Here is a 2,671-nt window from a genome sequence, read left to right as displayed (position 1 = left end):
GCACTCTTGACGGCGATCCTGCTCAAGGTCGTCCTTGAATTCGTGCTCCGGGCCAAGAAGAGGATCGTTGCGCGGATCCGTTCGGCTGAAACACGGTGGGTTCGAATCGTGAACGCGATCACCCTGTTGCTCGTGCTGCCGTTGAGCAAGTTCATGGTGCTCGGACTGGTCGGCCTGGTATTTGGCGAGTCCGTCCGTCTCGGCGGCTTCTTTCACGTCACGGCACTGATCATCGTTCTCATGTTCGCGCGGGGCGGCATCCGATGGGCGTTCAGACGGACCGACGAGAGCGCATCAGCTTGATCGGCACCCAACTCCACTTCTGATCAGCCAGTTCTTCCACCTGTTCGGCTATGCCCTGGGTAATCGAGTCCTGGCACGAGAATCGCGGCCGGGAGCGGCTCAGCCGCCTCGGAGCCAGGCACTGCGGGCGATTGGATCACCGGCAGAAGTCGACGATGGTCCCCTCGAGAATGTCGGTGAGGGCCACCACGGATGCCGCCTCGGCCCACTCCACATCGGCGTGCGCCCCGCCGCCGTCGACTCCGAACACCAGACAGGGAATGCCCGCCTCCAGCACGAGCCCGGCGTCGGTCCAGAACGGCTCACCGCGCACCACGGGCTCAGCGCCGAGAACGCGCGCCGCGTTGCCCGCAAGCGCTTGCACTACCGGCCAGCCCGGATCCGCCTCGAAGGCGGCTCGCGCCACCAGGCAGGTCAGGGCGTAGCTGAAACCGGGAACGGTGCCGGAGAGGTGCTCCAGAACCGAGCGCAGCTCCGCCTCAACGTGCTCGGGCGACTGGCCCGGAAGCATCCGCCGCTCGAGGGTGAGCGTGCACGTGTCCGCCACCGTCGCTGCGTCTTCACCGCCGGAGATCATGGAGACCCGCACGGTGCCGTGCCCGAGGGTGGGATGCGGCGCACCGGACGAGAGCCGCCCGCGCAGGTCGTCGAGGGCGCGCATCACGAGCCCGGCATGAGCGATCGCGTCGACGCCACGTTCGGGCTGCGAGCCGTGGGCGGCCACCCCGCGCAGCTCGAGTTCGAACCAGGCGAAGCCGCGATGGGCGAGCGTGAGCTCAAGCCCGCTTGGCTCGACGATCACCGCAGCATCCGCTGACACGCTGCGCAGCACCTCCTCGGTGCCGAGGCTGCCGAACTCCTCGTCGGCCACCAGGGTCACGATCACGTCTCCGGCCAGTCCCCGAGCGGATGCCCGTGCCGCCGCCACGAGAATCGCCGCGACGCCGCCCTTCATGTCGAAGGTTCCGCGGCCGAACACCCGGCCGTCACGCAGCTCGCCGCTGAACGGGTCTCCGTCGTAACTCGCGACGCCCACGGTGTCGAGGTGCCCGTTGAGCATGAGCGAGCGACCGGCGCCGATGCCGCGTCGGATGGCCACGACGGAGGGACGGCCGGGGCGCTCCTCGAGCACCGAGACGTCGAAACCCTGCTCGCGCAGCCACGCGGCGCACCACGCGGCGATCTCGCCTTCGCCCGCGGCCCCCGGCACGAGGTCGGGGTTGATCGAATCGATGGAGGCGAGCTGCTGCAGCAGCCCGATCGGGTCGAAGGCGTTCGGTGCGGATGTCATCAGTCGAATCTACCGTCGAGTCCGTTTCCGGCTCATGTCGAGTGCACCGGTGGCGCGTGTACATCCAAGTTAGTCTGAAATATGCGCACTTCTGCGGGGCAACAGATGCTGGGACTGGTGGCGGCCGCGGGCGTGTCGGCATCCGCTGTACTCCTTTTCGCGATGCGCCTGCCGCTGCCCGGCTACATCGTTCTGGCCGCTGCCCTCGCGCTCGCCTCCGTCACCAACCGGGCCCTCTTTCGTGACCTGCTTCTGATTGCCCTGGGACTCGTCATCATCAGCACGATTTCGGTCGAGGCGAACCTCGACTATCCGAATATCGCCCTGATGGGAACGGTGCTCAGCCTCGCGGTGCTCGCGCCCTACCTGATCTCTCGCTATGTGTACCGGGACCGTGCGATCCGGTTCCCCCTTCGCACCGGCCAGCGGTGGACCGCCCTGGAGAAGGCATATCTCCCCATCGTGCTGCTGCTCGGCTATCTGATCCTGCCGCGATACTTCATCGGCTCCGGCGCGTACCAGAACTGGCCGGTCGTGAGCGCGCCGGACGAGATCGCCCGCCTCTTCGTCGGCGTGGGCTTCGTGGGCATCTGGGACGAACTCTTCTTCATCTGCGTGGTCTTCGCGCTGCTGCGCCGTCACTTCCCGGATTGGCAGGCCAACCTGCTGCAGGCGGCGATCTTCTCCTCGTTCCTGTGGGAGCTCGGCTACCGGAGTTGGGGGCCACTGCTCACGATTCCGTTCGCGCTCCTCCAGGGCTACACGTTTGCGCGCACCCGGTCACTCACCTACGTGGTGTGCGTTCACCTGCTGTTCGACGCGGTCGTCTTCCTCGTGCTCGTGCATGCGCATCACCCCGAGTGGCTCGATATCTTCTGGTACTGATCTCGACTGTCCGGTGCTGATCGTTTTTGGTGACTATTTTCCGTGCCGACCCTCTTGCGTGAACCGGGAACGCGATATAACGTGTTGTTCAATAGACGCGATATATCGCGATATCCCGCTGAGGAAAGGACCCACGGTGTCCCTGGAAAAATGGCTCGTCACCCCCGGGCAGACCAAGATCATCGACATCGC

General features: G+C 65.8%; 2 protein-coding genes and 1 pseudogene. 2 read left to right on the top strand and 1 reads right to left on the bottom strand.

Annotation, left to right across the window (positions count from 1 at the left end; all coding sequences use genetic code 11):
* Window positions 1–303, top strand: a pseudogene (locus tag JF66_RS23780) (hypothetical protein); the annotation flags it as partial.
* Window positions 304–439: 136 nt separating this feature from the next.
* Here the strand turns inward: JF66_RS23780 and JF66_RS16905 are convergent.
* The gene (locus JF66_RS16905) at window positions 440–1,594 is read right to left on the bottom strand and encodes a M20/M25/M40 family metallo-hydrolase (RefSeq protein WP_035879843.1); all 1,155 of its coding nucleotides are present in this window, start codon (window positions 1,592–1,594) and stop codon (window positions 440–442) included.
* A gap of 81 nt (window positions 1,595–1,675) precedes the next feature.
* Between JF66_RS16905 and JF66_RS16900 the strand changes: the two genes are divergently transcribed.
* Window positions 1,676–2,479, top strand: a complete 804-nt coding sequence (locus JF66_RS16900) for a CPBP family intramembrane glutamic endopeptidase (RefSeq protein ID WP_035879842.1) — start codon at window positions 1,676–1,678, stop codon at window positions 2,477–2,479.
* Window positions 2,480–2,671: the final 192 nt, after the last annotated feature.

Source organism: Cryobacterium sp. MLB-32 (genome assembly GCF_000738085.1).
In the GTDB taxonomy this organism is placed as follows: Bacteria; Actinomycetota; Actinomycetes; order Actinomycetales; family Microbacteriaceae; genus Cryobacterium.
Note: the sequence above shows the minus strand (reverse complement) of the source record. Positions and strands in the feature narration are given on the sequence as shown.